Below are 21,120 nucleotides of genomic sequence, written 5' to 3' on the forward strand. Positions count from 1 at the left end.
TTAGTTTTTGGATTTTATGCGACAAAATCTAAATGAGTTACCAAAAGATCTTCCTCAACCTATTGATGATGGAAAAGCAAAGCATCTAACAGGTCTTTCAATTCCGAAAATTCAGTTAACATCGACTAAAGAAAATCAACTCAACCTCTGGGAAGCTTTTCAAAAACCCACGGTTCTTTTTATTTATCCTCGCGCGGGAAGTCCTTTAGAGCCCAATACAAATCCTGAGCTTTGGGATTCAATACCCGGAGCGCGAGGATGCACTCCGCAGTCATGCAGCTTTCGAGACCTTATCGCAGAGTTCGATAAATTAGGTGTACAGGTATTTGGTTTAAGTATTCAGTCGCCGCTAGTTCAAAAAGAGTTTGTCGAGCGCAATCACATTACTTTTCCGATTTTAAGTGACCATCAATACTTGCTGACAGAGCAATTAAATTTACCGACCTTCGATTTTGAAGGTGAGCGTCTGATCAAGAGAATGGCCTTCTTTATTAAAGAGGGAAAAATTCAAAAAGTTTTCTATCCAGTTTTTCCACCAGATAAAAACGCCGAAGAAGTTCTGAGTTGGCTGAACACTTGTCGCTAAAATCTGGGGCCTTCTAAATCCATATGTGCTACTAAATGAACTTCACTCGGATCATCTAGTTTCTGAAGCATCAATACTTGGGCTTTATAAAGTACTTGCGGCAAAATGACAGAGCTATAAAGGCGACTATTTAACATCGAATTGATGATCTTTTTGTCGACTCCGTAAGTGTAAAGATAAATTGAGTTTGGGTCTAAACAGCGTGAGTAAAAAGAATCTATATTTTCTAAAGCACAAGTGAGCTGTCGTCTCATTTGTAAAGCCGTCGCCTTTAAAATCAAATCGCGTGCGGCGGCTAGAAACATAAAAAGATCGTCACAAGTCTCGGTTACTGTGAATTCATGTAGATTTTGGGCTTCGATCTGTAAAGAGTTGTGAAGTAAATAGCTTTTTAACTTGGGACGAATCTCTTCTAAAAGCAAAAGAAAAAAGTCTACTTTTTGTGTCGTCTCCTGAAGTAAATTGACATTAATAGATTGAGCGTACAGCCCGAAATCACGCAGAAAGTAACGATACCAGAATGAAATATTAGAATTAAAAGACTGTTCGGATTGAGAAGAGTATTCGCCTACAGCAGGAAAACTACTTTTTCTTTTAAGACCAACTACATCTGGCGGCAAGCGCAAGCGAAAAAATTGATAAAAAATATCTTCTAAAACGTCGCAGCTATCTTGATAAAAAACTTCAAGGATGGAGCCATCGCGCATCAGTAAATTGATATTCTGTTGATGAATCTCAAGGTGATGACCACTCAGTTCAAATGGTAACCAAAGTAGATGAGCCATTTGCGGTACTAATTCAGTCTGTAACCACCGGAAAGGCTCATTTGAATAATTCCCCAAAAAGCTACTGCGTAAAGAGGGGCTCAACTTTGACAGAACAGCAAATAAGGGCAGATACAGATCCTGCGGAGCAAAGACTTCAACTTCGGGAAATTGCCTATAAATAACCAAAAGATCAGCATGATCGGGTGTTAACTTAAAATATAGAGCACTGTTTTCTTTTAGTATAGATTTAGAGCGCATCACAGAGTTCGCCGCGACTGTGCTTTGAATAGTGGGGTACTTTAAGTGACGATCGGCCTTTTGTTCGAGCCGTGCGACAGTTTGACCACAAAACTTCAAACAGAATGGCGGGGTTTTCTTTGTATGAGGCCGTACCAATACGGTCCGGCCTGAGGAAAGCATCTGTTGATAATCATATCGATGGGGCGGACCGAGTTTTTGTGTTAAAATGTATTTGCGCTCATCATCGAGATAGTGGCAACTCACATAAATTCCACCAAAAGATTTTTGCATAAAAATTAAGTCACCCAAATATTCCACATGAATCTGTAGCTTTGAAATCGCGGTTTCAGATAAAATCCAGACAGGAGCTTGTCCCGAAAGAGGGAATTTATTTTGCACTACATCTACGAGAGGTAAAAATCCTAATGGCTCGATATCTTTTGATGAATCGGATCGTTTTTCTAACCACCCATAGCGAGAATTCATCCTCTGGTTCGCGAAAACATAGACATCTAAGATATTAGAATTCCACAGACTGTTCGATAAATTCATGATGGTGAAAATGGAGCTCTGATACGCACGTCAGATTCCGATACAATTTGATTTAACCAATCTGGCAGTTTCTCTTTAAGTGGAGAAGTGGGTAATGAGTAAAAGTGAATAAATTGAGGGAGCCAAGAAAAAACAAGATCTGAATTGTGGGTGCAATTTATAATATACGAAAATTGGTCTATCCAGAGAGGAGATATACAAGAAAGGTCTAATGCGTCTGTGGGATGAAATGAAGTCGCTGGTATTTGGAGGTAAGAAGAAAGATTTTCCATCAAAGGACTTAGTTGAATGTGAGAAGTAAAAAAGACTCGTTGTCCTCTATCATACAACTTACAAGCGACTTGCTCTGCGATAGAGTTGTTAATAGAACTTAAAGAATCTACTAAAATAAGTCCTATCACTTGACGTCAGCCATTTCTTTCAGAAGCTTCGCCATAAAATGGTTATCTTTTTTTAAAACTAAAAAAACCTTTTCAGTCTTTCCATACAGCTGCTCTAAAGGATATCTATAAAGTTTTTCATAGGCCCAACCATCTTTATTTTTTTCAGCGAAGACGTCTTTGACCTTTTCAAAGCCGGTCTGTTTGAATGTGCGCTCAGGATATTGAGCAAATTGAAATCCCCCATCACGATAAATCGCCTGTTTGAAATCATATCTGGTTGTTATAGAAGAATTATCATAGGTGTGGCTGCGTGCGGCTCGTGTATACTGTAGAAAAGAATGAATAAGCTCGGAAGTGTAGTTTAAAAAATGACCTACGCCGAAGCGACCATGTCTTCTTAGAAAGCGGTCTATTGCAAAATCTTTGTAATGGGGCAGTTGAATACTGTTAGGTGGTTTGTTGAAATAGACCAGTTCATTATGAAAGTAAAAGAAGTCTCCGCCGAAAACAGGGACCCCGTTGATCTGGTCTGCTAAATAGCAATGGACGACCACTTGAGGTGAGCTACAGGATGAAGCCTTGGCGTATTCTAGAAACCGAGGGCTTTCGTAAAAATCTATAATATCAATGGTTTTGATCTCGGGTATGATTTGATGACGACGGCAAATCTCTTTTGCTGTATTAGTGTCGTGAGCATTTAGGTTATTTTCAAAATCTAAAATACAAACCTTAAAGGGAATATTGGCCGCAATAAAAGTCGTCAGCATGCATTCGCTGTCTAGCCCGCCGCTCAAACATAAAACGACCTCCTTGGAGTTTGCCCGTTGATAAATCAAATGGGCGGCAAGAACAGCCTCATCAAAAGGTGTATTTAAAGGTCTGGTTGGTGTACCAAGACAAAGAAGTTGTCTTGTTCCGGTAAGGCTTACAAGTAGATGCTCTTGATGGGAATAAACTGATTCAAACGAATTTAGGCTGTCGGGGTTCATCTTCTGAGCTATTTCTTTTTACAGTCTGGTGGCCCCCAGCAGTCATCACCTTTTGTATAGCAATGAGAACCACAGCCAGCAGCCAGAAGAAACTCATCGTATTCCCTGACAAAGAGATCGTCTTTAGAAAGGATCTGACTTTCTTCGATGTCTTTAAGAACATCTGCATAAAAGTTTTTTTGATTTGGATTGGGGGACGATACAGAATCTTTGGATGAACTTGTGGCGAAAGCTCGTAAAGGATTCATAAAAAACAAACCAGCGGCACTGGCCTTTAACAAGGTATCTATAAAGTCACGGCGGGTATTGTTTCTCATTTTTCGCTCCTTATTTGGGAGGTAAACACGTTTCAGGCTGCGCAACCAAAAATATCAAAATGAAAATTCCCTCAAAATACATACTATCGTGCTTACATATTATAATATGTATACATCAATCTGGGCTGATGAAGCAAGATGCAAAATATGATAAAAAACTAAAAGAGTTTGGTATGCGAGTCAGGTCGATCAGGGAAGCCAAGGGCTGGACGTTAGAACAAACGGAAGACTACGGGTGGTCCAATTGGCAACACCTTCAAAAGATAGAGTCAGGAAAAAACGTGACCCTAGCCACTATTTTTAAAATTTGCGAAGTTTTTAAAATAGACCCTCAAACCCTATTTAAAGATTAATTGTATTGGGTTTTTGGCATGAAACTGTTTAGATGCTCATGAGTAAATTTACGAATTCTCATGTGGTTCCAAATTAGCAAATCTAATCCGCTAGCAGACAGATTAAATTTCTTTGAAAAACTAATAAATGCTGATTCCATTAGCTTGTAGTGCTTTGTGGGAGTCCACTCAGGAAGAAAAAATCCAGCAAGTACGCCAGCGCGATGAAGGTGAATATCTATTATTGCCACCTCATCTGAAGCTGTGTAGTTACGAACAATCCAAGAAGCAGTTTTTAACCCTATACCTGTTAAATTTAATAATGATTCTCGCAATGCGAGCGGCGCTAAATTTTCCCAATGTTTGGCAGACGCCTCATTTAGAGCAGCTGAAATTTGGCGAGCCTTTTGTGTTGGATAGCGATATTTGACGTTGCGTCCATTTATTAAAACAGGACTTCTTAAAATTGCTTCAAGAGTGGAACTGTTTAGTGAACTCAAGTCTGAAACTTGAGAAGTGATTTTTTCGTAGTATGCGTTGGAAAGCTCTCCCGTAATGCCGTATCCACCTAACATACAAGCTAGAATTTCTTGTGACAGAGATCGACCTGTTTTCTGGATTTTTTCAGGATTGCTATGCCATTGATAAATCCAATATGCGGCAGAACCGAAATTTATGTCTTTTCCGACTTTTAACTTAATAGTTGAAGGATAGTTTGGAATATTTAGCTCAACAAAGCTTTTATGTCTCGATACCAATTTAGATGTGGAAGTGCTTTTCATTATTTTCCTGCCCATAACTTTATCGTTTCGCCCAGATCTAGCTCAAGTGCTTTAAAAATATCGACGGCTAAAAAAAAGCTCGGGTTGCAGCTTCTGCCACCCTCTATGGCGCGAACCATATCAACAGTGATACTAATTCTCTCAGCCAATTGAGCCTGCGTTAGCCCCAACTCAAGACGCCTTTTTTTTAAAAGCTCTCGAAAATTCTCACTTTGTATTTTCCTATCGGATGCAAAATCTTTGCGCATAAATAATATGTTACTGGTAATACATTACATAAATACTAAAGTAAAGTGCTTTGTTAAACTGATTTCAATATAATATGATTTCTAAAACTTTAAGGAGGTTTCTATGAGCGGCGGCGGAGGCGGTTATGATCATTCACCAGCACCCCCAGTACTATGTGAAAATTTAGTGTTTACAGCGGTGTTGCACTCACCAGTGCCAGCGGTTGTTAAGCAACTAAAGCCACAAGATAAATTAGGCTTACAAAAAACTACAGCTGGAGCTGTTGTTGCTGAGCACGTACATCATAGCGTAGCGGGTGCAATTATGCATAGGCTTCCTAACTTATTGAGCTGCATGGATGACGGCTATGACTATGTAGCAGTTGTTCAAAGCATTAATGGGCTAGTAGTTACAGTTGAGGTTCGTCCAGTATTAGTAGCTAGAAAGGGCAAAACCAAATGATCGTTGTTGGAGGAACATACAGAGAGTTATGTAAATATCCGAAACGAAATAATTTATATGGTTCTGGATTAAAAGCAGCTTGTGCGCTTTCGCATCACATTAAAAATCTTCAGTTTGTGACTGCGGCGGCAGAGGTTGAACAACAAGAATTGAACGCTATTACAGCGGGATATGGTATTAAGCTCAGTTTAGAAAAAAGACCTGATCCTATGGGGTTTAGTTATTTCACTCCGTTAGATAAACCGCATATATATGGAATTGGCCCAGACAAAGTTCATTTGAAAGTTTCAGGCAAAGAAGTTTTATGTTTTGGAATGATTGAGGCTGATACCACAATAAAAGCAGAAAAAATCGTTCTTGATCCTCAAAATCCAAAAAACACAAAGATAGACAGACAACAGTTTCAATGTAGCAGTTTCGCAGTTGTGCTGAATAAACACGAGGCTAGAGAATTAACAGGGAATGATAAAATAGAAAAATCGGCTGTAGAAATTTTTAAAAACTACAATGCTGAAGTTGTAGTTATTAAGTGCGGCGCACAAGGAGCCTATGTTGCTACAAAAAAAGAAAAAAAATGGATAGGTGTTTTTCCAAGCAAGTCCATTTATCCAATAGGTTCAGGAGACATTTTTAGCGCATTTTTTTCTCTGGGCTGGATGAAGAAAAAAATGAATCCTGTTGCAGCAGCTGTGTTTGCATCTAAAGCTGTTTCTACATGGACCGAAAACCCAGATATTTTTCATTTACTAACGATTAAAAATATTGAGATGAAAAGCATCGAGTTAGTGAATGCTAAAGCGAAAATTTATCTTGCGGGACCGTTTTTTAATTTAGGCCAAAATTGGATGATTGAAGCAGCTAAGGCTGGAATTCAAAATCTTGGCGCTGAGGTTTTTTCTCCTTTACATGAAGTTGGGCGTGGCGGGGACGAAGTAGCTAAGCTAGATTTAGACGGGGTGGATAAGTGTAGCTCCGTTCTCGCTCTATTGGACGGGTTAGACTCAGGAACCATTTTTGAAGTTGGCTATGCAATAGCTAAGGGCATAAGCGTAGTGGGATACTGTGAAAATCCTAATCACACAGACTTAAAAATGTTAAGAGGTTCAGGAATTCCTATTTACAACGACTTGTCTACAGCAATTTATCAATCAATCTGGGCGGGCTCTTAATTTATGCGTACTGCCGTTGTGCTGTCTGGTGGCATCGACTCGTCAGCAATTGCTTGGTGGAAAAAACCTGATGTAGCCATTTTTATAAACTATGGACAAACACCTGCTGATGCTGAAGAGTCGTGTGCTCGAAATGTTGCAGATAGGATAGGAGCCGAATTTAGTAAAATTTCGATTGATTGCAAATCCATAGGTTCTGGCTCTTTAGCATCACGGGACGCACTTAGTATAGCTCCAGCAAAAGAGTGGTGGCCGTTTAGAAACCAGCTTCTAATTACTATGGCTGCTGCACGAGCAGTGGAATTAGGGGTAAAAAAATTATATTTTGGCAGCGTCAGTACAGATAAATTCCATGCAGACGGCAGACCTTTATTTTTTCAGCAAATATCATCATTGCTGCAATCTCAAGAAGGCGAGCTAATAGTTGATACTCCTGCAATCGAGTTAAGGACTGAGGAATTAGTAAAAATATCTGAAATTCCAAAAGATCTTCTTTTAATTACACACTCATGCCATATAAGTAATTTTCCTTGTGGTGTTTGTGAAGGATGCATTAAACACCTAGCTGTCCTAAGGATTTTAGGAATTGAGTATTGAAGTTGGATGATCAAAAACTGTTTAAATTTTTAAAAGAAAATTTTTCAATCGAAATTGATGAGAATTATATTGCTGTTCCACCTCAAACACTATCAGTAGGCAGTGATTTAATAATTGAATGTGAGCCCATTTCTCTGAACACTAAACCACAGAGAAGATCACAAAGACGACTTAACTCTTTTGAATGCAAAAAATTAAGATCAATTTTATATCATTCATGTCGTGTACAAGATTCTGTCGTGACTGAAACAAACTATTTGAAAACCTTAAGGCCATATCCGTCTGCGGGAGGTAGGCATCCGTTGGAATTACTATGTCTTACTGAAGGCATGAAAGATCTAGAAAATGGATTATGGTACTTTGACCCCTATAAAATTACTCTTTGTAAGTTAGATGCGCCTGTTGGTTTTACTGAGCACATTTTTTCTTTATCAGCAAAGTTATTAGAAAACCCTGCTCCGCCTGTTGTGCTATTATCGGTCGCTATTCTTGAGAGAACCTTGTCTCGATACAAAAATGGCTTGGGCTTGATATGGAGAGACACAGGAAATATGTTTTCAACAATTTCAGGCATTGCACAACAACATGAACTTGAGTCATGCCAGTTAGGTTTTTCTTTTGAGTTTCAAAATGCAAATATTCTTGGTTTAAAAAAAGAAGATGTTTGGATTACTGGTGGGTTAGCTTTAGGAGTCGCAGAGAGGTAAAAAATGCAAGACGTAGTTGTAGAAAAACCGAAAAAAACAAAAAAACATCACCATGAGCATTTTTATAAGTACTTAACGCTTGAAGGTTTTCATGACCTCCTACTTGGCGGTCATTTCAGATATTCATCTACGAAAATATTTAATGATCCTTTTGACATGCAATTCGAGCTATTGCGCCCATACGATGCTCAAGGTGAAATTGGTGAAATATACAAATTAGCATACGAAGACGCAAAAAATGGAGTAATTAGCGAAAAGCATAAGAGTAATCCTATGTACAAAGGGGTTTATGACACTTTAATTTCTCAGCGTGAACGTCTCACTCTTCCTGAAATTGAGGAAAAAGTTCATAAGCTCATAAATGAAGGTGATCACTCACAGTTATTTGAGGCTTTAAAACCAATTAATAAAAACTTAGCAAGTGCTATGGATGCAATGTTCATTTTTTGTGTAACAAAAAATGGAAATGACCCATTGATGTGGTCTCATTATACTCAGGGTCACACAGGAGTCGTGATAAAAATTTCATGTATCCAGAATGAGGCCGATCTTAGCTCGTTGTGTGAAGCAGCAGAAGTTTCCTATAATCACGAAATTCCTTCTTTGAAAATATCTGATCTATTCGGCGACCAAAAAGATATAGGAAAACGCATTGGGCAGAGTTTTTTAACAAAAGGACAGTGCTGGTCATACGAAAACGAATGGCGGCATATTGTAAAAAAAGATGATTTTAAGGGTGCTAATTATATATACGAGAAATACAAGCCTGAAGAAATTGCAGCTATTTATTTCGGCTGCAGAATGCCTGAAGATAAAAGGACTGCTCTATCGGAAATAATAAAAAAACTATTGCCTAAAACGGAAGTTTTCCAAGCAGTTAAAAATCAAGACATGTTTTCTTTAAAACTAAAGAGGCTTTTCTAGAACTTATATTAATAGGGCGCCGAAGTCTTTTGATTGCCCACTGCTTAGTCAAAAGTCTAGATGCACATGCTTTATGCACATTTTTAAATTGAAACATATAAGCAGACATAATAATTCTGTTAATAGGGGGCCAGATGTCAGTTAAAAATAAAGAACCTAAAACTGTTGAAGTTACTCAAAAACAACCTCAAACAAAAAGTCCTACTCAAAAATTAATTCGTTTTGAGCCGCCAGTAAAATTCGATTCTCAAACGGGTAAGTTTGTTGTTTCCGATCAGTGGAAATCAGCAATTACTAAATAATTTGTGCAAAACGAAACCAGAAATATAGCTATCGTTTGGGATTTTGATAAAACATTAACTCCTCAAGACTCCACAACTGAAATTATTAGACACTTATATTCCGATCCCATTAATGGGGATTTTGAAGAAGTTTTTTGGGCTCAGATGAAAGCCTTATGTGGTTTAGATTCTAAAGACAATTGGGAGAAGATTCTTGCGTCAGAGGCACCGACTTGGATGCACACGCTTGCAACAATGGCTGATGTTAAGGACATCGCCTTAGAAAAAGATTTTTTTAAAGACCAAGCTGGATTAGTCAAACTTTTTCCAAATGCTGTTGAGCTGTTAAAAAAGCTAAAGGATTTGAGTAATGACCCTGAGTTTAATAAACACAAATTGGAAATCAGTCATTTTATAGTTTCTGCTGGTCTTAAGGAATACATTGATGAAATCGTGCCTGCGGGTGTTGTAAGAGGTACTTGGGGTTGTCGTTATAAAGGAACTAAGAAAGATAAAGACGGAAAAGACGTGGTTGTTAATGTCCCCGTTTTTTGTATGGATCAGACGATGAAAACTCGTGCCTTATTTGAGATATCTAAAGGTGTATTTCTTCAAAAGGCAGAAGCTGTTAATTCAAGAGTTAAAGAAGATCAGCTTTGGTGTTCCTTTGAAAATTTGATTTATATTGGTGATGGCCCTACAGATGTTCCTGCATTATCTCTTACACGAGATAGAGGCGGCTACGGAATCGTAGTTTATAACCCAGAAGGCGATTCAAAGAAAATTAAGGCAAGACTAAATCAAATGAGCTCAGAAAGTAGATGCGATGCCATTGTTCCTGCCGATTATTCGTCGGGATCTGATCTTGATAAAGTAATTTCTGCGCGTTGCCATCAAATTTTAGAAAAATACAAAGCGCAGGATTTTTCCAAGAATTAGTCGTCGCTATGCTTTATCAAAAAGAAATTCAAAACTATATTGAAAAACATAAAGCTTTTTTAGTTAAAGAGCATGTTTATACGGATGAAGCCAAATATAGCCGAGATCCTCAAAAAAGGTTTGGCGCTAACGGAATACTTTTATTACTTAGACTGTTAGGTCGTTCGCAGGATTTATTGGAAGACTCAATAGATATGATTGAAAAAAAGAAATTTATATCGTTAGCAGTATTATCCAGAGCACACCTAGAAACCACAGCGAGCTTGGGTTACTTTTTAAATAATTTAAAAAGGTATTATGCAAAAGAAGTTGATTTTAACAAAGTTGCAGAAGTTTTATATAAACTTAAGTTTGGTAGCAAACAAAATGATGACGGACTAGAAATTGATCCAATAAATGTCATGAATATGGTCGATGCAGCAGATAAAGTACTAAAAGGGCATGGCCTTGAAGAAAAGGTTATCCGTTATAATTACAATATTGCCTGTGAGCTTAGCCACCCTAACTATCGTGGAATCTCTTATAAAACTAAATTTATTGAAGGTGAGGGAAGGACAATATTTCTGAATAATGAAGATAGTTTTAATGAAAAGGCAGGAACTGTGCTCTGTCAGCTACACATCTCAGGCGGCGCATTTTTGTTATACTATTCTGAAGCTTTTGCGCTGTTAGAAAAACATGAGCTAATGCCCATATTAGTTAAATAGAGGCGTGGACAAAACGTGGTAAAATCCACAAAAAGTACTAAAACTGCTTAACAATAGATCACAAGCTGTCTTGGGTTAGGTTTAATGTAAGTTCTTTGAATTCTTACGGAATCTCGTTAATACTTGATAATACTGGTGAAATTTTAAGCTGGGCTTAAAGGAATCGCTCACTTTCTGCCATTCCGGCTTCTTGCTTAAGCCTATTCTGACTTCCCTAAAGAAAACCAATCCACATTCAGGCACATGAGCTTTTCTGATTTTGAAGGACCGGCAATTTTATTGAAGTCTTCGATTAAGGTTCGGATTTTCTCGGCGATCAGTTGGGCATCGCTTTGGCTCAGCACAATCGGACAACTGTAAAAAATATTTTCTTTCAAACTGTTGTTTTGAATTACTTCTATAGAACGTTGCCTCCAGTTGGATAAATGATTTCGTAAAAACTGGGACTGTTGGCCGATGTAGATTTGTGTCACTCCCATAGAAAGAAACCCATTAGCCTCTGACAGAACAGATGTTTGCACTAAGAATTCAATCGCTTCATGCACCAAGGCGTTGTCACAGTTAAAGATTTTAGACAGTTGAGCGCGTTCGATTTTTTCATGAATGGCCACTTGTAAAAACAATGCTGTGTAAATCCAATGACTGAAAAACTGGGCGTAGTCAGAAGTTTCTAGTTCTGACTTGGCGTTCAGTCGTGATTGAAGATTTTCAGCCTGTTGTTTTATGTCGGAAAGTTTTTGCTGAATGTACTGGCGGGCTTGCGGTCGTGCGGTTCGCTCTAGATTAACCAGTTGGATAAAGTAATCGCTTTGCAGTGGCATCAGCCCCAAGAACTGAGCCGTGACGATGGCTTGCTCTTGAGTTAAATGCGAATTGCCTTTGAAGATTAACGACATCAGTGTGGTGTTTACTTGTAATGCCTTGGCCAGTTGGCTCAGTAAACCGCGACCTCGATTGGGTTGGCTTTTGATCCAAGAATTAAAAAAATCCTTATAATTATCGAAATCGAATATATTCATAACTACTTAATATTATAGAACAAATATCTTAACTTTAATAAAACTAAATTAATTTAGATGTTTTTTATAAAATTGATGTATCAACTTAAGACGCATGGCGCTATAAAGCGTTTAAGGAGATCACAATGAAAACAAATACTCTAAAAAAAGCCACCCTTCTTTTAACGTTTGCTTTGGGATTCTGTACAGTCGCACAGGCAAAAGGATCCGTTGGGGCCAGCAGCAAAATCAATGGATATTACAAACTCATCCCCAGCTCGCGCTTTCCTGTAAAAGAGGTCGCGGCTTTTTCTCGCTGCAATCAGGTCGAAGGGGTGATGAAGGTTTATCAACAGCATGACGAACAGGGAAACCTACAAGTTATCGTGATGAAGCAGAACTACTCTTATTTAGGTTATCCCTTTATTGAGGGGCAGTTTACAGAAACAGAACAATACACCGGAATCCCTGTGCGCAGTTACGTCAGCAAACCAAGACTTCATGTCACAAAAGAGGGAATAGAAGAACTGGCAGGTCCGACAAAAATAGATGCGTATGAAGAGTCTGAAAATGAAGTAAAATACTCGGAAAAACTAGTTCGAGGAATTATCAGCCTAACAACGCGCGCGACAAGTGCACAAATATATGGTCGCCAACAAGATCGCTTACAATTGCATGAATACCGAGGCTTTGGCGCCACCGATACATGCCAATACCAGAAAATCACAGAGCAAGAATACACAGAGTTATTAGCTCGACGTCAGAAGTAATTTTGTTAAGAAATTTTGAATCTGTCTCTGAAAAATAAGAACAGATTTTGCTTTAATCATAAAAGACGAGTTTAAACAGCCTATCTTCAACGATAGGCCACATACAGAGTGAAAAGGGACATGTTTTTCAGCGCAATTTGGCGTGTGTAAAAAACGTAGACACCTTGTTGTTTTTCTCTAGGACTTGTCTGTTGGGATCGTTTGGAGGTTACGCTTGAAAACACATGCTAAAACAAATGCTAAGAAGCTTCAGATTCAGCCACTTCAAAATCAGCTACTTCAAATTCAGCCATCGGCGATTTTTAAAAAATTAATAATGGCCGTGTTGTTAAGTTCTTCTTTGTTCGCACAAGCACAAGGACACAGCTCAAGTCTACAGATGAAAGAGCATCCCAATATGTCCAATCGCTATATCGTATTAGATCCCAATGTTGAGCTATTAGAAAAGCAAATGAAATCGGATCAAGCTCAAGGCGCGGTCAGTATTGAAATGCTGATGGCCGCGATTAAAGAAGGGCCCGGTGTTGGTGGGGGAGGATTCTCTTACAGCCGTGCAGCGATTCAGCATATCGTGAATTCGGTGAAGCTTATCTTAAATTTTCTAAATGAAATTTCCGAAGAGGAATTTCAACTGCTTCAATCCAAGTGGCAGAAGCAATATCCTTCAAAAGCACAATTGATACAGAATATTTTGCAGATTCGCCTAAGCCCTACCGAGCAAACCTACGCCAATGGTCTTTTGGGACTAGAGCCGCTGATGGCGGACTTCCGAGGTTCTAGTGAAACACAAGGCTATGTCTCGTTACAAAAAAAGTTATTTGATACATTCAACAATGAATCTGATACAAGTGCGGTAGAAACAATTACACGAATTATTTTGCACGAGGTCAGCCATCTTTATCATATCGGAATTCAAAATGATGAAGAGTCCTTTCAGCTCAGTCGTGCACTGGCAGGGAACATCATACAGGCGAATAAAAACACGTTAGCAAATTGCGCGTCTACTTTGCAGAATTCGGCTTCCTACAGCCGAGCTTTGAATATTGAAACTTTACAAGTCGTCCTCGCCAAATCAGAAGCCGCATGCTGTGGTGGTGTGGAAGCTATTCGTTTAGAAGAAATAACTACAGACAATAGCGAACCCCGTTTTGCGATCCACTTAGCGTTAACGGGACGCCAAGGCTATGATCGTGATCAGTTCGGTATTTTAGGTGACAGTGTCTGCCAGAAGTTAAAATCCAAAATATCCAGCCCGTTGAATTGGACACTCGAGCGCAATGCCGCCGTCGTGAAATCGACGTACGGATATTATTGCGCGGGTTACTAACAAAAAACTAAACGGCAGGCTTTCCTGTCGTCCAGCGCGCCAGAATCAGCAGGCAGATCAAGCTGATCGCGCCGAAGCTCAATACCAGCGGGACCACATCATCATGGAAGAAGCGGCCAAGGCCGACTCCGATAACAACCGAGATAATTGTTTGCGAGCAACCTAAAAGAGCCGAGCCCATTCCGGCAACGCGTCCCAGAGGTTGCATTGCCAAAGCATTTAGGTTTCCGAACAAGAATCCGACCGATAAAAATGTTAACATCATGTAAGTCATAAAGACGGCCAGTGGCGGATTCCCCGTTTGAAACTTCAAAAGATAGATCACAAACAGATTCGACAAAATAGCCATGCTGATGAAAGCTGTAAAAATCAAACGGCGCATCCCGAACTTCATCACCAGTTGCGAGTTGAAAAAAGAAGCAGTCCCTAAAGAAAGAGCCAACATCCCGAAGTAAAGAGGAAATCTTTCCGCCGCATTAAAAATCGAAGCGAAGATATCTTGAACGGCCCCAAGGTAACCGATAAAGACGCCGAACAACAGGCCTGAAGACACCATGCAGGCGATCGTGGTGGTGTGACTGAAGGTTTCGCGGGCATCCGCTAGAATTTGTTTCACAGAAGGTTTTTTTCTGAGGTTCTTGGGTAAGGTTTCCTGTTGGCGTAAGCCGAACCAAATCCATGTGATAACACCCATCGCACACAAGGCGATAAAGATGGCACGCCAGCTAGCAAAGAATAAAATGCCCTGACCTAATGACGGCGCTACAGCAGGAACTAAGATAAAGATCGTCATAATCAGTGACGTGATCTGTGCCATAGCATTGCCGACATATTGATCGCGTACCAAAGCGATAGAAATAACTCGCGGAGCCGCTCCGCCGAAGCCCTGTAGGAAGCGCCCTAATAAGAATAACTCATAGTTTGGGGCAAACCCTGAAAGAATGGCACCGACAACGAAAGTAGCTAAGCCGAAGTAGATGGGATTCTTTCGACCATACACATCTGACAGCGGACCGAAGAGCAACTGGCCTAAACCAAATCCTAGAAACAAGATGGCAACAATCAGTTGCGTTTGATCTGAAGATTGCAATTGGTATGTTTCGGCGATGTTAGGAAACGCGGGAAGCATACTATCGATGGCTAGGGCAATGATCGCGGTTAGAAATGCCATAAGGGCTACAAATTCAGATTTGCTTAAATTCTTTTGATTCGTCATATAGACCTCTGTTGTCAGGAATGGTGGCGAGTATGTCACCTTTGTTCAGAGCTGGCAAACAACGGAAATATGTTGGTTATAAGCTAGCTAAGTGAAAAATATTCACGAATCGGGTTCAAATCTGCGTCCTAAGAGCTGCCTTAAAATAATCAAGTTCAAATTTAGAAGAATATGCTACAAGCGGTCCAACAAGATCAGTAAGACGAAAGATTAAGGGGGACCACCTATGAAAACAGTGCTTTTATGCGCACTTTTAGTTTGTTCAGTAAGTTACAGTCATGCTCAAAGCAGCAATCCAAATAACCATCAGTTGATTTCTGAAATCACGCAATTAGCAAGAACTATCCGTGATGAAGCGTCAACAGCGAATGCATCCACAGAAACTTTAAGAAGTGTACGTAACGACTTAGAAGATGCCCTTGTGAAATTACGTCAAAGTGGTGGTGATGGCGGTAATAAAGGTGAATGCTTTAACTACGCTTACGAAAAATATTTTACATCTAATTCATCAGGTGTTGCGACTGACAAGGCGATTAAGCTTTGTAGATCGGTAACAGATGTTCCGGTTTTAAAACTAGCTTTCGACAAATACTATGTTGCTTTGTCATCGACGGCGGCAATGGACAAAGCAGGAACTGTGGCTTCATTGCCAATGAGAAACAAAGTGGAGCTACTGAGTTTTGCTTTTGATAAGTACTATATCTCTTTGTCATCAACGGCAGCAATGGATAAGGCAAAAGCGGTTTCTCAATTGTCATCAGGGTCTCAGTCTTGTCTACGAACACTTTTTGATCGCTATTATGCGACGTATTCTTCAACCACAGCGATGGATAAGGCTATCGAGGGTTGTAAGTAGTTTTGTAAAGGTTGAGTTTCATTCATATAAATTCAAATCAAAGGGAGTCGATTTCACAGACTCCCTTTTTTATTCCGTTCCGTTAGGTCGCGAGTCATTAAGATCTTCTAAATACTCTGTGCTAAAACGTAAACATGAACATGTCGATCTGTATTTATGAACATGAAAGTTATCGCGGATTTCTTAAAGATTTTTTTCACCAAAAGCAAAAGGCCAATAAAAGTTATTCTTTACGTGCTTTTGCGCGGGACTTAGGTTTAACCCCGCAAACACTTTCGCTGACATTGAAGAACAAAAGAAGAATGTCTTTAGAAAGTGCTTCCCGAATTACTAAAAAACTACAGATGCCTTTGTGCGAGGCCGCTTATTTTTTAGATTTAGTCATCTTCTGTGATATCGCAGAAGAGGCCGCAAAAGAAATCGTGGCCCAAAGAATCAAAAATGCACAACATAATTATTTTGAAAAAAATGGAACTCAAGTTTTTAAGTTACATCGAGCTTCCGAGTAATCATGTTAGAGCTAACCCAGAATAATCACTTCATCTACGGAAGGGTTGATTCCGCACCGGATACTTTTTTAGTTCAGTGTGGCGCCTTAACTCGTGAGGTGGAAACTCCTTTCTCTGAAGCGGTTTACTGCGCGCGCTATATTCACGAAACACAAAAAGAGAAGATAAAGCTTTGCCTTTCTGGGGGAATCGACAGTGAAAGTATGTTGCAGGCCTTTGCCGCGGCCAAGGTGCCCTGTGAGGCTGTCTTCTTACGTTTTTTAAACAACCTGAACCAGTTTGATATTAGCACAAATATAGAAAAGTGTGAGGCACTGGGTGTTTCCTACTCTTTCGTAGATTTGGATGTGCTTCATTTTTTTGAATCGGGAAAGTTTTACGAAGTGGCACAGCACTATGCCTGTCCGTCTCCTCAACTGGCGGCCCATATGTGGCTGTTGGAACAGATAGATGGCATTCCAATCCTTGCAGGAAATCCTATTGCTCCGATCTGGAAAGCTGAACACTGGTATTTTGTTGGACTTCCCGGGGAATTACACACCAGCTACTTTAATTTTTTTACGATAAATCAAAGGGCAGGGGTGCCATGGTTTTTTCTTTATTCCCCAGAATTAATTGCCAGTTTTTTGAAATTAGAAGTGATGCAGAAATATGTGAATAGACAGATAACTCGAGAAGAAGAATACACGTACTCTGAAAAAGTAAAAAGTTATCAGCAAGGGGGATTTCGTGTTCAGCCCCGTGTGAACAAGTTCACAGGCTTCGAGTTAGTCCGACAGCACTACGATAAGAAACATGGACGACAATATGGAACGGCATTTGATGAGCTCTTCCGTCGCCCGCTGGAAAAACTGTTTCCTTTTCCAGAACAATACCTACAGTTAGTGCCACAGAGCTATTTAGCTGTCAGTGATAATGTAAGTGAGGGTATGAGCAATAAGATGAAAGAAAAATAACCTGTAAGGTTACAAAAATTCCTTCTCATATCGAGAACAGAGGGCGAAAAAATAACTTTCTAGACGGTTTCTAGTAAAACTACTCTAGAATAAAAGATAAATATCAAGAACTGGAAGTACTAGGATGCAAAGCCGTCGGCAATTTTTAAAAGGAGCAAGTCGTATTATTTCGACTTTGGCAGTAGCCCAAGTTGGAGTTTACGCCATTGGAGCAGCCTTTAAGAATTTAGACGGTAGTATGCGAGCCTATGGTTTGAAAATGTGTGATGGACACAGTGGCTGTTTATACTGTTGCGCTATTGGGGGGTCGACGTCTCCGGGCTTTGATTACAATGGCTGTGTGAACATGTGTAACCAAGCTTATTCTGATGAGCGTTTGAAAACTAATGTGACTTATGTAGGACAAGAAAATGGTTACAATATTTATGAGTTCGAATATATCAAAGACGCGCCAGAGAACTTAGGGAATGGTCAGCGCTATCGTGGCGTTATGGCCCAAGAGGTATTGAAGAAAGATCCGAGTTCTGTGGTTTTAATGCCTAATGGATATTATGCAGTGAAGTACGCCCATATCGGGATTGAGTTGAAAACAGTCCCAAGTCAAAGCTCTAAGTAATAGGAAAATTTAGACTCGCCTGAAGTTGAGGTTTCTAAAGGTAAAAATCTCATGACTGCCCTCAGCCATTTGGAAGTGGTATCCTCTGAGGCATTCATCATCGCAGGAGGAAATCAAATGTCATCTCAAACAGTATCAGGCCGTTGTCTATGCGGAGTTGTTTCTTACGAAGCACAAATGGAAAAAGCAGAGTTTCATGTTTGCCACTGTGGCATGTGTCGCCGCTGGTCTGGAGGCGTGAATATGTCTTTCGATGCGGGAACTTCCGTGAAATTCAAAGGTGAAGAAAATATCGGATTGTACAGCTCAAGTGATTGGGGTGAGCGGGGTTTTTGTAAGTCATGTGGGACATCTTTGTTTTTTAGAATGAAAGAACAAAGGTCACACTATATCTGTGCTGGTTCATTGGATGAAAAAAATGATGTCAGCAAAATGCACTTCGCTACAGAGATCTATATTGATAAAAAGCCAGCCAGCTATGAATTCGGTAATAAGACACTTCGTCTAACAGAAGCAGATTTCTTGGCTTCATTAGGTATTCCGACCAATACATAAAGATTACCCCGCTATGAGGAGCGATAACCTCTATAGCAGGGTAAGATTCGGGCCTCAAACGGCTAAGGAAGACTTAGGATGCAGAGCTTGTATCTTTGGCTTGATCTGAAGACTTGCGTGGGCTTAAGAGTTTATTTAAGAAGCCGCTCTGGCCCGTTTTGATTTCGATCTGTTTCGGTTTTGCAGCAGCCGTTTTCGGTAAATACAACTCTAAAACTCCTTGTTCGTAATGAGCCTCCACCTTTTCACTATCTACAGAGGCGGGTAAAGTGAAGCTACGTTTGAAGAACCCGTAGGACTTTTCATAGCGTTGAACACGTAACTTCTTATCACTGACAACTTCACGTTTACGTTCACCAGAAACAGTTAAAGTGTTTTCGTTCAGTTCTAATTTGATGTCCTCTTTGCTCATGCCGGGGATATCGAGGCTCATGACATAATGATCTTCGGCCTCTGTGATTTCGCAGGCAGGATTAAAGCTGCGTTCATCATAAAGATGACGAGTAGGGGCTTCATTCTGAAAATCCGAAAAAAAGCTATCCATCTCGTTGATGAGATCGGCAGCTAAACTGCGTGTGTTCCAATAAGGTGTTAATGTTCTCATTGTAGACCTCCTTTATGTTGTGGTTGTTGGTTGCATTGAAATTTTTTTTTCGTATTAAAATTTGTCAAGTTCAGCGATGAAAAATTTTTGTTATCGAACTTTTCACAGCTCGACATAACCAGAGGTGATAGCAAAGGGCTTTGTTGAATGGGAATCGGCCAATTCCAAGAGCTATTCCACGGGTTTAGTCGTTCTTGAGCTTCGCTGACATGCGGCCTTATACCGAGCATGATTGCAAATAAAGCAAGATAACCTAAAAAAACTATCAGTCGTCTGAACATTTCACGTAGCGGCATCGGCACAATTAAAGATGCTAAGATGCCTTTAAAAGCCATCATATAAACCTCCTTAATTTCTAAAATATAAAATGAGTTGACCTAAAAAACTGTCAAGCTGGATTTGAGTACAGAAAAAAATATCAATAATTTTCAATAGTTATTAGGACAGAGACTAAGTGACAAAAGTATAAAAGTTTAAGGGATCTAAATCAGCAGCACCAGCTTCGCGTAGCTGCTGAATAGTAATCTGAGTCATCTGTGGGGCTTTGATATCATCGGGCTCATGTACAAAAAAGAAAACACGCTTAAGTCCTTCATCGGACCAAGCTTTTAATCTTTCGGCCCAATCCGCCATGCGGGTGGTGTCGCTGGGATGCAAGTCATTCCCGATAAAACGAATCATCGTAAAGTCGCTGCTAATAGATGTATGAAGCAGATCGCGTCGTCCCGCCACATCGGTGATCACCAATCCAATACGTCGTGTTTGTAGATATTCTGTCAATGCGGGAAGAATCTGTCGGTCTTGAAGCCAACTGGGGTGTCGAAGCTCCAGTGCTAATTCAAAATCATCGGGCCATTGTTTTAGAAACTGAAATAAAAGCGCTTTTGAGTTGTAGTCAAAGTGTGGAGGAAACTGAATAAAACTAGGTCCGCGATTGTTTTCTAGGGTTTTTAAATAGTCATACCACGTCGAAAGCAGTCCTCGATCGCTAAGCCCATGACGTCGATGCGAGATCTCTTGAAACACTTTCGAGCAAAATAAAAAATCAGCAGGAACCTGAGACCGCCACTTCGCTGTTTGTTCCGCAGAGGGAATGCGGTAATGGGACGTATTAAGTTCGATCGAACCATAGGCGCGTGAATAATGATAAAGGTAATCTGCCGCAGATGTTTTCGGAGGATAAATCAAACCGACCCACTCTTTGTGGGCCCATGCCGGAGTTCCTAAGCGATACTCTGTCGCGGTATTTTCAACTTTGGCCTGTTGACGTACAAACCGCAGACTTAACTCTGAGTCTAACGGAAGTGTCCAATCCACATGGCTGACATCTTGAAGTTTACCGAACTCCATAAATTACAACATAAATAATAGCGAAGTGGGAACTACTCGCGTCCGTAGCGAACATCTGCATCAGCACAAGTCGCTGTGTAGATCACGTTCTTACCAGAGGTTCTTTGGTCACCTTTGCAAACCTGTTGTGAAGCAGCACAGTTCTTTTTGATAACAGGACCTTGCAATGAATTTTGAATCACATTGCCTTGTTCGCACCAGCTTAAGTAGATTTCACCCATATCACCATCGTACTTTTGTGCGAATGAAGATACAGAAGGCAAAGTTACAGATAAAGTTAAAAGGGATAGAACTAAAATCGATTTCATAGGAACTCCTTCAAATGGCTTTGTTTTACAGAAGCCACAGAAAGAGCGCAAGGGGCAGCCGACGACTTAAAAAATTTCAGATATTTCTTCCAA

The 21,120-nt window shown here is 40.0% G+C and carries 28 protein-coding genes; 17 read left to right on the forward strand and 11 right to left on the reverse strand.

Going from position 1 to position 21,120, the window contains the following annotated elements:
• Window positions 1-16: 16 nt before the first annotated feature.
• Window positions 17-586, forward strand: coding sequence for a peroxiredoxin (locus A11Q_RS00455; protein ID WP_015468801.1), 570 nt, complete (start codon window positions 17-19; stop codon window positions 584-586).
• Here A11Q_RS00455 and A11Q_RS00460 read toward each other — a convergent pair.
• The 3 genes from A11Q_RS00460 to A11Q_RS00470 form a co-directional block, all read right to left on the reverse strand.
• Window positions 583-2,079: a hypothetical protein gene (locus A11Q_RS00460; protein WP_148284906.1), complete on the reverse strand. Its 1,497-nt coding sequence runs from the start codon at window positions 2,077-2,079 to the stop codon at window positions 583-585. The genes A11Q_RS00455 and A11Q_RS00460 overlap by 4 nt on opposite strands.
• A gap of 463 nt (window positions 2,080-2,542) precedes the next feature.
• The gene (locus A11Q_RS00465) at window positions 2,543-3,295 is read right to left on the reverse strand and encodes a hypothetical protein (RefSeq protein WP_148284907.1); all 753 of its coding nucleotides are present in this window, start codon (window positions 3,293-3,295) and stop codon (window positions 2,543-2,545) included.
• A 230-nt stretch (window positions 3,296-3,525) separates the two neighbouring features.
• Window positions 3,526-3,834: a hypothetical protein gene (locus tag A11Q_RS00470; RefSeq protein WP_015468805.1), complete on the reverse strand. Its 309-nt coding sequence runs from the start codon at window positions 3,832-3,834 to the stop codon at window positions 3,526-3,528.
• Window positions 3,835-3,962: 128 nt separating this feature from the next.
• Here A11Q_RS00470 and A11Q_RS00475 point away from each other — a divergent pair, with 128 nt between their 5' ends.
• Window positions 3,963-4,187: a helix-turn-helix domain-containing protein gene (locus A11Q_RS00475; RefSeq protein ID WP_015468806.1), complete on the forward strand. Its 225-nt coding sequence runs from the start codon at window positions 3,963-3,965 to the stop codon at window positions 4,185-4,187.
• Here A11Q_RS00475 and A11Q_RS13215 read toward each other — a convergent pair.
• Window positions 4,184-4,948: an 8-oxoguanine DNA glycosylase gene (locus A11Q_RS13215; RefSeq protein WP_015468807.1), complete on the reverse strand. Its 765-nt coding sequence runs from the start codon at window positions 4,946-4,948 to the stop codon at window positions 4,184-4,186. The genes A11Q_RS00475 and A11Q_RS13215 overlap by 4 nt on opposite strands.
• A complete protein-coding gene (locus A11Q_RS00485) occupies window positions 4,948-5,196 on the reverse strand; it encodes a helix-turn-helix transcriptional regulator (protein WP_015468808.1) in 249 nt (82 codons plus the stop codon). The genes A11Q_RS13215 and A11Q_RS00485 overlap by 1 nt, the downstream gene beginning before the upstream one ends.
• 103 nt (window positions 5,197-5,299) lie before the next feature.
• Here A11Q_RS00485 and A11Q_RS00490 point away from each other — a divergent pair, with 103 nt between their 5' ends.
• From A11Q_RS00490 to A11Q_RS00520, 8 genes are all read left to right on the forward strand, one after another.
• A complete protein-coding gene (locus A11Q_RS00490) occupies window positions 5,300-5,638 on the forward strand; it encodes a hypothetical protein (RefSeq protein ID WP_015468809.1) in 339 nt (112 codons plus the stop codon).
• A complete protein-coding gene (locus tag A11Q_RS00495; protein ID WP_015468810.1) occupies window positions 5,635-6,807 on the forward strand; it encodes a PfkB family carbohydrate kinase in 1,173 nt (390 codons plus the stop codon). The genes A11Q_RS00490 and A11Q_RS00495 overlap by 4 nt, the downstream gene beginning before the upstream one ends.
• A gap of 3 nt (window positions 6,808-6,810) precedes the next feature.
• Window positions 6,811-7,404 (forward strand): 7-cyano-7-deazaguanine synthase, encoded by a 594-nt coding sequence (locus A11Q_RS00500; RefSeq protein ID WP_015468811.1) that lies wholly within the window; start codon window positions 6,811-6,813, stop codon window positions 7,402-7,404.
• Window positions 7,401-8,111 carry a nitroreductase family protein gene (locus A11Q_RS00505; protein ID WP_015468812.1) on the forward strand — a complete coding sequence of 237 codons (711 nt, stop codon included), beginning with the start codon at window positions 7,401-7,403 and terminating at the stop codon, window positions 8,109-8,111. The genes A11Q_RS00500 and A11Q_RS00505 overlap by 4 nt, the downstream gene beginning before the upstream one ends.
• 3 nt (window positions 8,112-8,114) lie before the next feature.
• Window positions 8,115-9,035, forward strand: coding sequence for a DUF2971 domain-containing protein (locus tag A11Q_RS00510; RefSeq protein WP_015468813.1), 921 nt, complete (start codon window positions 8,115-8,117; stop codon window positions 9,033-9,035).
• Window positions 9,036-9,169: 134 nt separating this feature from the next.
• Window positions 9,170-9,337, forward strand: a complete 168-nt coding sequence (locus A11Q_RS13830; protein ID WP_015468814.1) for a hypothetical protein — start codon at window positions 9,170-9,172, stop codon at window positions 9,335-9,337.
• Between the two features lie 3 nt (window positions 9,338-9,340).
• The gene (locus tag A11Q_RS00515) at window positions 9,341-10,255 is read left to right on the forward strand and encodes an HAD family hydrolase (protein WP_015468815.1); all 915 of its coding nucleotides are present in this window, start codon (window positions 9,341-9,343) and stop codon (window positions 10,253-10,255) included.
• Between the two features lie 8 nt (window positions 10,256-10,263).
• A complete protein-coding gene (locus A11Q_RS00520) occupies window positions 10,264-10,962 on the forward strand; it encodes a hypothetical protein (protein ID WP_015468816.1) in 699 nt (232 codons plus the stop codon).
• Between the two features lie 200 nt (window positions 10,963-11,162).
• Here the strand turns inward: A11Q_RS00520 and A11Q_RS00525 are convergent, their stop codons facing one another.
• Window positions 11,163-11,981: a TIGR02147 family protein gene (locus A11Q_RS00525; RefSeq protein WP_015468817.1), complete on the reverse strand. Its 819-nt coding sequence runs from the start codon at window positions 11,979-11,981 to the stop codon at window positions 11,163-11,165.
• Between the two features lie 125 nt (window positions 11,982-12,106).
• Between A11Q_RS00525 and A11Q_RS00530 the strand changes: the two genes are divergently transcribed.
• Window positions 12,107-12,730 (forward strand): hypothetical protein, encoded by a 624-nt coding sequence (locus tag A11Q_RS00530; protein ID WP_015468818.1) that lies wholly within the window; start codon window positions 12,107-12,109, stop codon window positions 12,728-12,730.
• Window positions 12,731-12,944: 214 nt separating this feature from the next.
• Entirely contained in the window at window positions 12,945-14,057 is a 1,113-nt protein-coding gene (locus A11Q_RS00535) for a hypothetical protein (RefSeq protein ID WP_015468819.1), read from the forward strand.
• Between the two features lie 7 nt (window positions 14,058-14,064).
• Here A11Q_RS00535 and A11Q_RS00540 read toward each other — a convergent pair whose 3' ends face one another.
• A complete protein-coding gene (locus A11Q_RS00540) occupies window positions 14,065-15,273 on the reverse strand; it encodes a multidrug effflux MFS transporter (RefSeq protein WP_015468820.1) in 1,209 nt (402 codons plus the stop codon).
• A gap of 226 nt (window positions 15,274-15,499) precedes the next feature.
• On the opposite strand from A11Q_RS00540, the gene A11Q_RS00545 reads away from it, so the two are divergent.
• The 5 genes from A11Q_RS00545 (at window position 15,500) to A11Q_RS00565 (ending at window position 18,765) form a co-directional block, all read left to right on the forward strand.
• Complete coding sequence (locus A11Q_RS00545) at window positions 15,500-16,129, forward strand: hypothetical protein (protein WP_015468821.1); 630 nt, start codon at window positions 15,500-15,502, stop codon at window positions 16,127-16,129.
• A 134-nt stretch (window positions 16,130-16,263) separates the two neighbouring features.
• Window positions 16,264-16,638, forward strand: a complete 375-nt coding sequence (locus tag A11Q_RS00550) for a TIGR02147 family protein (protein WP_041574999.1) — start codon at window positions 16,264-16,266, stop codon at window positions 16,636-16,638.
• Window positions 16,639-16,640: 2 nt separating this feature from the next.
• Window positions 16,641-17,594: a hypothetical protein gene (locus A11Q_RS00555; RefSeq protein WP_015468823.1), complete on the forward strand. Its 954-nt coding sequence runs from the start codon at window positions 16,641-16,643 to the stop codon at window positions 17,592-17,594.
• Between the two features lie 124 nt (window positions 17,595-17,718).
• Window positions 17,719-18,210, forward strand: coding sequence for a tail fiber domain-containing protein (locus A11Q_RS00560; RefSeq protein WP_015468824.1), 492 nt, complete (start codon window positions 17,719-17,721; stop codon window positions 18,208-18,210).
• 117 nt (window positions 18,211-18,327) lie between these two features.
• Window positions 18,328-18,765 (forward strand): GFA family protein, encoded by a 438-nt coding sequence (locus tag A11Q_RS00565; protein WP_015468825.1) that lies wholly within the window; start codon window positions 18,328-18,330, stop codon window positions 18,763-18,765.
• Between the two features lie 73 nt (window positions 18,766-18,838).
• Here A11Q_RS00565 and A11Q_RS00570 read toward each other — a convergent pair whose 3' ends face one another.
• From A11Q_RS00570 to A11Q_RS00585, 4 genes are all read right to left on the reverse strand, one after another.
• On the reverse strand, window positions 18,839-19,369 hold the full coding sequence (locus A11Q_RS00570; protein WP_015468826.1) for an Hsp20/alpha crystallin family protein: 531 nt from the start codon (window positions 19,367-19,369) through the stop codon (window positions 18,839-18,841).
• Complete coding sequence (locus tag A11Q_RS00575) at window positions 19,366-19,707, reverse strand: hypothetical protein (protein WP_015468827.1); 342 nt, start codon at window positions 19,705-19,707, stop codon at window positions 19,366-19,368. Before A11Q_RS00575 ends, A11Q_RS00570 begins: the two co-directional genes overlap by 4 nt.
• A gap of 112 nt (window positions 19,708-19,819) precedes the next feature.
• On the reverse strand, window positions 19,820-20,719 hold the full coding sequence (locus A11Q_RS00580) for a DUF72 domain-containing protein (protein WP_015468828.1): 900 nt from the start codon (window positions 20,717-20,719) through the stop codon (window positions 19,820-19,822).
• Window positions 20,720-20,751: 32 nt separating this feature from the next.
• A complete protein-coding gene (locus A11Q_RS00585) occupies window positions 20,752-21,027 on the reverse strand; it encodes a hypothetical protein (RefSeq protein ID WP_015468829.1) in 276 nt (91 codons plus the stop codon).
• Between the last annotated feature and the right edge of the window lie 93 nt (window positions 21,028-21,120).

This window comes from Pseudobdellovibrio exovorus JSS, assembly GCF_000348725.1.
Taxonomy (GTDB): domain Bacteria; phylum Bdellovibrionota; class Bdellovibrionia; order Bdellovibrionales; family Bdellovibrionaceae; genus Pseudobdellovibrio; species Pseudobdellovibrio exovorus.

Bases quoted from the DNA above. Each gene is read 5' to 3' on its own strand.
- A11Q_RS00460 (WP_148284906.1), bottom strand. From the start codon at position 2,079: ATGAATTCTCGCTATGGGTGGTTAGAAAAACGATCCGATTCATCAAAA.
- A11Q_RS00565 (WP_015468825.1), top strand. From the start codon at position 18,328: ATGTCATCTCAAACAGTATCAGGCCGTTGTCTATGCGGAGTTGTTTCT.
- A11Q_RS00495 (WP_015468810.1), top strand. From the start codon at position 5,635: ATGATCGTTGTTGGAGGAACATACAGAGAGTTATGTAAATATCCGAAA.
- A11Q_RS00525 (WP_015468817.1), bottom strand. From the start codon at position 11,981: ATGAATATATTCGATTTCGATAATTATAAGGATTTTTTTAATTCTTGG.
- A11Q_RS00555 (WP_015468823.1), top strand. From the start codon at position 16,641: ATGTTAGAGCTAACCCAGAATAATCACTTCATCTACGGAAGGGTTGAT.
- A11Q_RS00520 (WP_015468816.1), top strand. From the start codon at position 10,264: ATGCTTTATCAAAAAGAAATTCAAAACTATATTGAAAAACATAAAGCT.
- A11Q_RS00465 (WP_148284907.1), bottom strand. From the start codon at position 3,295: ATGCTGACGACTTTTATTGCGGCCAATATTCCCTTTAAGGTTTGTATT.
- A11Q_RS00570 (WP_015468826.1), bottom strand. From the start codon at position 19,369: ATGAGAACATTAACACCTTATTGGAACACACGCAGTTTAGCTGCCGAT.
- A11Q_RS00510 (WP_015468813.1), top strand. From the start codon at position 8,115: ATGCAAGACGTAGTTGTAGAAAAACCGAAAAAAACAAAAAAACATCAC.
- A11Q_RS00455 (WP_015468801.1), top strand. From the start codon at position 17: ATGCGACAAAATCTAAATGAGTTACCAAAAGATCTTCCTCAACCTATT.
- A11Q_RS00580 (WP_015468828.1), bottom strand. From the start codon at position 20,719: ATGGAGTTCGGTAAACTTCAAGATGTCAGCCATGTGGATTGGACACTT.
- A11Q_RS00575 (WP_015468827.1), bottom strand. From the start codon at position 19,707: ATGATGGCTTTTAAAGGCATCTTAGCATCTTTAATTGTGCCGATGCCG.
- A11Q_RS00500 (WP_015468811.1), top strand. From the start codon at position 6,811: ATGCGTACTGCCGTTGTGCTGTCTGGTGGCATCGACTCGTCAGCAATT.
- A11Q_RS00490 (WP_015468809.1), top strand. From the start codon at position 5,300: ATGAGCGGCGGCGGAGGCGGTTATGATCATTCACCAGCACCCCCAGTA.
- A11Q_RS00530 (WP_015468818.1), top strand. From the start codon at position 12,107: ATGAAAACAAATACTCTAAAAAAAGCCACCCTTCTTTTAACGTTTGCT.
- A11Q_RS00470 (WP_015468805.1), bottom strand. From the start codon at position 3,834: ATGAGAAACAATACCCGCCGTGACTTTATAGATACCTTGTTAAAGGCC.
- A11Q_RS00550 (WP_041574999.1), top strand. From the start codon at position 16,264: ATGAACATGTCGATCTGTATTTATGAACATGAAAGTTATCGCGGATTT.
- A11Q_RS00545 (WP_015468821.1), top strand. From the start codon at position 15,500: ATGAAAACAGTGCTTTTATGCGCACTTTTAGTTTGTTCAGTAAGTTAC.
- A11Q_RS00585 (WP_015468829.1), bottom strand. From the start codon at position 21,027: ATGAAATCGATTTTAGTTCTATCCCTTTTAACTTTATCTGTAACTTTG.
- A11Q_RS13215 (WP_015468807.1), bottom strand. From the start codon at position 4,948: ATGAAAAGCACTTCCACATCTAAATTGGTATCGAGACATAAAAGCTTT.
- A11Q_RS00560 (WP_015468824.1), top strand. From the start codon at position 17,719: ATGCAAAGCCGTCGGCAATTTTTAAAAGGAGCAAGTCGTATTATTTCG.
- A11Q_RS00540 (WP_015468820.1), bottom strand. From the start codon at position 15,273: ATGACGAATCAAAAGAATTTAAGCAAATCTGAATTTGTAGCCCTTATG.
- A11Q_RS00485 (WP_015468808.1), bottom strand. From the start codon at position 5,196: ATGCGCAAAGATTTTGCATCCGATAGGAAAATACAAAGTGAGAATTTT.
- A11Q_RS13830 (WP_015468814.1), top strand. From the start codon at position 9,170: ATGTCAGTTAAAAATAAAGAACCTAAAACTGTTGAAGTTACTCAAAAA.
- A11Q_RS00475 (WP_015468806.1), top strand. From the start codon at position 3,963: ATGAAGCAAGATGCAAAATATGATAAAAAACTAAAAGAGTTTGGTATG.